Raw genomic sequence first — 4,903 nt, forward strand, 5'->3', positions numbered from 1 at the left:
CATATCACTGTGGGAGCGGGCTTGCCCGCGATGAGGCCATAAGCCACACAAAAAATGTCGGATCAGACCGACAACCGCAACCGCGCCAAATCCCTCAATGGCGGCGCCCCGAACAACCGGCTGTACTCCCGGCTGAATTGCGAGGGGCTTTCATACCCGACCCGATAACCCGCCGCCGAGGCTTCCAGCCCCTCCGCCAGCATCAAGCGCCGCGCTTCCTGAAGGCGCAGTTGCTTCTGATACTGCAACGGACTCATCGCCGTCATCGCCTTGAAGCGGTGATGCAGGGTCGAGACGCTCAAGTTCACTTCCCTGGCCAGATCATCGATGCGCAGCGGTTGCTCGAAATTGCCGTTGAGCCATTTGATCGCCTGGCTGATGCGATGGCTCTGGCTGTTGGCGATGGCGATTTCGTACAGACGATGGCCCTGCTGGCTGCGCAGCAACCGATAGAGAATTTCCCGCCGAATGAGCGGCGCGAGCATCGCAATGTCTTTCGGTGTGTCGAGCAACCGCGCCAGGCGCAGCACCGCATCGAGCATCGCCGTGTCCAGGCGTTCCACATACAGTCCGCGCCCGGTCGGCCGGGTCGGTACGCCAATGGGGCCAGCGTCGGCGATCAGCGCGGTGATTTCCGCCGGATCTATGTCCAGCCGCACGGCCAGGATCGGCTCTTCAGCCGAGACGTTCACCACTCGACCGCTCAGTGGCATCGAAACGGAGACCACCAGGTAATTCAGCGGGTCGTAATTGAAGTACTCGTCGGCCAGGCGAACTTCCTTGCGACCCTGCGCCATGATGCACAACGCCGGTTGCGCGAGTACCGGAGCAAACTCGTGGTTCTGGCTGTGGCGCGACATGAACAGTGATTCGACAGCGGTGGCATAACTGCCATCTTCGGCGGTGTTGCGCCGAATGATCGCCGCCAGTTCCACGCGCTGCTTTTCCATCTCGGCATCCAGCGGGGCCTGTGGAAAGTGATCGAGTGACGACATGCAAGGCATCCTCGTATAAGCATGAGCAATGGACCGAGCTTAAGTTTGTGCAAGCAACAGTGGTAGACACATCCTGCCTGATGCTTGCCTGATTCTGCACGGGCTTGTTTTTTCACCCTGACAAGACAGAGCGATGGCGGGAAAACTTGCTTGAAACTCGCGTGGCAGAACCGTGACAGCGTTTTACACATTGTTACAGGCTGCCCGCACAGTCTCGCAGGATCGTGCAACGCAGCGGCAGGAATCGACTAACGACCCATGCACATCGACCCTTAACCTTTGATCCTGTCGCAGCCCGTCCCCTGGCTGCCACGCGACTCCCCGGGAGGGTTGAACATGTCAAAGCAGATCCCCGTCAGTCATATGGCCTTTGTCCGGGCGCGCGCCGGACGTTCGCAAGAGCTGGGTGTGCGCCTCAGTGCACTGATCGAACCATCCCGCGCAGCGCCAGGTTGCCTGAACTTTGCCTTGCAGCATTCGCAATGCGACCCCGAGTTGTGGCTGGTGTCCGGTTTCTGGGTCAATCAACAGGCGATGACAGCCTACTTCAGTACCCCGGCCATGGAGGTTTTTGCCGAGCTGGTGCAGGAACTGGTGGTCAACAGCCTGGATTTTCACACCTTCAAGGATGTGTCGGCGGCGCAAGCCCTGGGTCAGTCCGGGGCGGCGGTACACAAACTGGCCGGTTGAGGGTTTAATGGCAGCATTCTCAACTAGCCAGGATGCGCGACATGGCACGCAAAGCCTTTGAAACCTTCGAAGCAGTATCGGCCGTAGTCCCCCGTGAAGGCGGGTATTACGCGGCAATCGCCACCAAAGCCATCGGTGGTGCGGGAGCGCCTCGCTTCAACAAGCTGCTGGAAGAGCAGACCTTCAAGACCGCTAAAGAAGCGGATGAAGCCGCCGCCTTGCAATTGACCCACCTCAAAGGTGTCGGCGAAGACGGCGAGTTGATCTGGTAACTATTTCACCGCCCCCGGGCGGTACATCTTGAACAACGCCTCAGGCCCCAGCTGGAAATAATCCGCCGGCCCGCCGCCGCGCAGAATCGGTTCTGCCGCGGCGGTGTCGTACACCCCATCCTTCAATAGCCACTTGGCGATATGCACGGCGACCACTTCGCCGAGAATCAGCCAGCTTGGCACCACATTCCCGTCCGCGCGCTGCAACTGAATGATCTGCGTGACCTTGCACTCGAAGGACACCGGGCTTTCGGCGACCCGTGGTACCGCAATGATGTTCGAGGCGACGGTACTCAGCCCGGCCAATTCGAATTCATTGACCTGCGGGCCTACGTTGGCGCAGCTCTGGTTCATTTGTTCGGCCAGTGGGCGGGTGGCCAGGTTCCAGGCGAACTCGCCGGTCTGTTCGATGTTGTTCAGGCTGTCTTTGCGCCCGATGCTGCAAAATCCAATGATCGGCGGAATGTAGTTGAAGGCGTTGAAGAAGCTGTAAGGCGCCAGGTTTAAATGGCCGTTGGCATCCTGTGAAGAAATCCAGCCAATGGGGCGCGGGCCGACGATCGCGTTGAACGGATCGTGGGGAAGGCCGTGGCCGTTGGCGGGTTCGTAATAGTGGATGTCGTCGGGCATGGACCAGTGTTCCTGAAGGCTTCAATCGGAGGAGAGCCATAGTGCAAGGACAAGCTACTGATTTCCAGCCAGATGAGCACCGCTTTCGAAGGCTCGCTCCCACAGGGTGCGTGACCAACAGGATATTTGCAGTGCTCCAGAAATGACTAAGCCCGGCAAAGCCGGGCTTTAGTGCCGCCATGGCGGATCAGCTGATGGAAGCCGATCCCGTGCGGTCATAACCGTCAGCAGCGAACGTCGCCGAACCAGTACGGTCGTAGCCATCTTCAGCGACAGTGGCGGAGCCGGTGCGATCGTAGCCATCAGCGGCGACAGTGGCGGAGCCGGTGCGGTCATAGCCGTCTGCTGCGACAGCGGAGCCTGTGCGGTCGTAACCGTCGGCGGCGAAGGTGTTGGCCGCCAGCACAGACAGGGCCAGGGCGAGGAACAGTTTGGTTTTCATCTTCATTTCTCCAGGTTCTTTGGCGTTTTGTGTCTTGGGCATGGGTTTCATGCTACGCCAATTAAACTGATTAAAAAGCGCAAAATAATGCTAAAAACAATCGATTAAGTAGATGTTAAGCGCGTCAGCCATTTTCGCGTTCAGCGCTCAGTGATCGCATCGCAATTAATCGTTTTGGCAGGCTCAGAATGGGGGACGCGCATTAACTCGTGATTAATCCGCCATTCACGGGGATGAAGGATTTTTCATACGCAAACAAAAAAGGGGCAGACCCCGACGGACTGCCCCTTTTGGTGTAACTCGGTCGGATTTAGTCGGTGACGATCCGCGAGTGCTTACGGGTGTCTTTCATGGTGATGTACACCAGCAACGACACAGCGATACACGCGGTGACATACCAGTAGTAACCGGTTTCCATGCCGATGCTCTTGAACCACAGCGCGATGTATTCAGCGGTGCCGCCGAAGATCGACACTGTCAGTGCGTACGGCAGGCCAACACCCAGGGCGCGGATTTCGGTCGGGAACAGTTCGGCCTTGACCACCGCGTTGATCGAGGTGTAGCCGCTGACGATGATCAGCGCCGCCATGATCAGGAAGAACGCGCCCCACCAGGTCGTGATGGTGTGCAGGGTGGTGAGGATCGGCACGGTGAAAATCGTGCCCAGTACGCCGAAGGCGATCAGGATCGGTCGGCGACCGATCTTGTCCGACAGGCCGCCGATGATCGGTTGCAGGCACATGAACAGGAACAGTGTGGCGGCGGAAATGGTGGTGGAGTCGGAGATGCTCATGCCGACGGTGTTCACCAGGTATTTCTGCATGTAGGTGGTGTAGGTGTAGAACGCCAGCGTACCACCCATGGTCAGGCCGACCACGGTCAGCAGTTCCTTGGGATGACGCATCAAGGTGCGCATGGCGCTTTCCTTGGCCTTTTCCTTCTTGGTGAACGACTCGGTTTCTTCCATGCCGCGACGCAAGTACAGCGCGACCACGGCACACAGCGCGCCGATGGCGAACGGAATGCGCCAGCCCCAGGCGTACAGCTCTTCGGTGGTCAGTACGTTTTGCAGGACGATCAGGACACCCAGCGCGATGAGCTGGCCGGAGATCAGGGTCACGTACTGGAAGCTGGAGAAGAAGCCGCGACGTTCCTTGGTCGCCATCTCACTGAGGTAAGTGGCGGAGGTGCCGTATTCGCCACCGACCGACAGGCCCTGCAGCAAACGGGCGAACACCAGCAGGATCGGCGCACCGATGCCGATGGTTTCGTAGCTCGGGCTGAGGGCGATCAGCAGGGAGCCGAAGCACATCAGGTACACCGAGGCCATCAGGGCCTTTTTGCGCCCGACCTTGTCGGCGTACAGGCCCATCAGCCAGCCGCCGATCGGGCGCATCAGGAAGCCCACGGCGAAGATCGCTGCGGTGTTCAGCAGTTGGGCGGTTGTGTCGCCCTTGGGGAAGAAGGTCTTGGCGAAGTACAGGGAGAAGGCGGCATAGACGTACCAGTCATACCATTCGACCATGTTGCCTACGGAGCCGCTGAAGATCGATTTGATGCGGCTGGAGGTGGTTCTTGGTTTGGCTGTCGCGGCAGCCGACCCAAGGGGCAGGGTATTTGAGTTATCCATTGAAGGATCCTTCGTTTAATTGTTTTTGTGGAGCGCGATTAAACGCGGCCTGCGGGGGCTATAGCAGGAGCTGTGCCAAGAGGGAGAGGGCCGGTCTAGAGGGGTTTTCAGATTGTGATGAGCGGAAATCCGCTTATAGGAACTTCGTTGCGAGCGGAAAATCGCTCATTCGGTTCGGCAGTTTTGCTGTATGTGCCGGCCTCTTCGCGAGCAGGCTCGCTCCCACAATGGTGCGATGTACACC

Annotated in this window: 6 protein-coding genes; 2 read left to right on the forward strand and 4 right to left on the reverse strand. The window is 58.7% G+C overall.

The features are described from left to right. Positions 1-62: 62 nt before the first annotated feature. Positions 63-995, reverse strand: coding sequence for an AraC family transcriptional regulator (locus ACW9HW_RS28745; RefSeq protein ID WP_095193127.1), 933 nt, complete (start codon positions 993-995; stop codon positions 63-65). Positions 996-1,331: 336 nt separating this feature from the next. Between ACW9HW_RS28745 and ACW9HW_RS28750 the strand changes: the two genes are divergently transcribed. Together ACW9HW_RS28750 and ACW9HW_RS28755 are read left to right on the forward strand one after the other, a co-directional pair. Next, positions 1,332-1,685, forward strand: a complete 354-nt coding sequence (locus ACW9HW_RS28750) for a putative quinol monooxygenase (protein ID WP_095193128.1) — start codon at positions 1,332-1,334, stop codon at positions 1,683-1,685. 41 nt (positions 1,686-1,726) lie between these two features. Continuing rightward, a complete protein-coding gene (locus ACW9HW_RS28755) occupies positions 1,727-1,957 on the forward strand; it encodes a hypothetical protein (RefSeq protein ID WP_095193129.1) in 231 nt (76 codons plus the stop codon). Here ACW9HW_RS28755 and ACW9HW_RS28760 read toward each other — a convergent pair whose 3' ends face one another. The 3 genes from ACW9HW_RS28760 to ACW9HW_RS28770 all read right to left on the reverse strand — a co-directional run bounded on the left by ACW9HW_RS28760 (position 1,958) and on the right by ACW9HW_RS28770 (position 4,659). Beyond that, positions 1,958-2,587, reverse strand: a complete 630-nt coding sequence (locus ACW9HW_RS28760) for a flavin reductase family protein (protein ID WP_095193130.1) — start codon at positions 2,585-2,587, stop codon at positions 1,958-1,960. A 187-nt stretch (positions 2,588-2,774) separates the two neighbouring features. Beyond that, positions 2,775-3,029 carry a hypothetical protein gene (locus tag ACW9HW_RS28765; RefSeq protein ID WP_095193131.1) on the reverse strand — a complete coding sequence of 85 codons (255 nt, stop codon included), beginning with the start codon at positions 3,027-3,029 and terminating at the stop codon, positions 2,775-2,777. Positions 3,030-3,339: 310 nt separating this feature from the next. Next, entirely contained in the window at positions 3,340-4,659 is a 1,320-nt protein-coding gene (locus ACW9HW_RS28770) for an MFS transporter (RefSeq protein WP_095193132.1), read from the reverse strand. Positions 4,660-4,903 lie beyond the last annotated feature (244 nt).

The sequence above is a fragment of the Pseudomonas sp. SDO5532_S415 genome (genome assembly GCF_054071155.1).

Bases quoted from the DNA above. Each gene is read 5' to 3' on its own strand.
- ACW9HW_RS28765 (WP_095193131.1), bottom strand. From the start codon at position 3,029: ATGAAAACCAAACTGTTCCTCGCCCTGGCCCTGTCTGTGCTGGCGGCC.
- ACW9HW_RS28770 (WP_095193132.1), bottom strand. From the start codon at position 4,659: ATGGATAACTCAAATACCCTGCCCCTTGGGTCGGCTGCCGCGACAGCC.
- ACW9HW_RS28750 (WP_095193128.1), top strand. From the start codon at position 1,332: ATGTCAAAGCAGATCCCCGTCAGTCATATGGCCTTTGTCCGGGCGCGC.
- ACW9HW_RS28745 (WP_095193127.1), bottom strand. From the start codon at position 995: ATGTCGTCACTCGATCACTTTCCACAGGCCCCGCTGGATGCCGAGATG.
- ACW9HW_RS28755 (WP_095193129.1), top strand. From the start codon at position 1,727: ATGGCACGCAAAGCCTTTGAAACCTTCGAAGCAGTATCGGCCGTAGTC.
- ACW9HW_RS28760 (WP_095193130.1), bottom strand. From the start codon at position 2,587: ATGCCCGACGACATCCACTATTACGAACCCGCCAACGGCCACGGCCTT.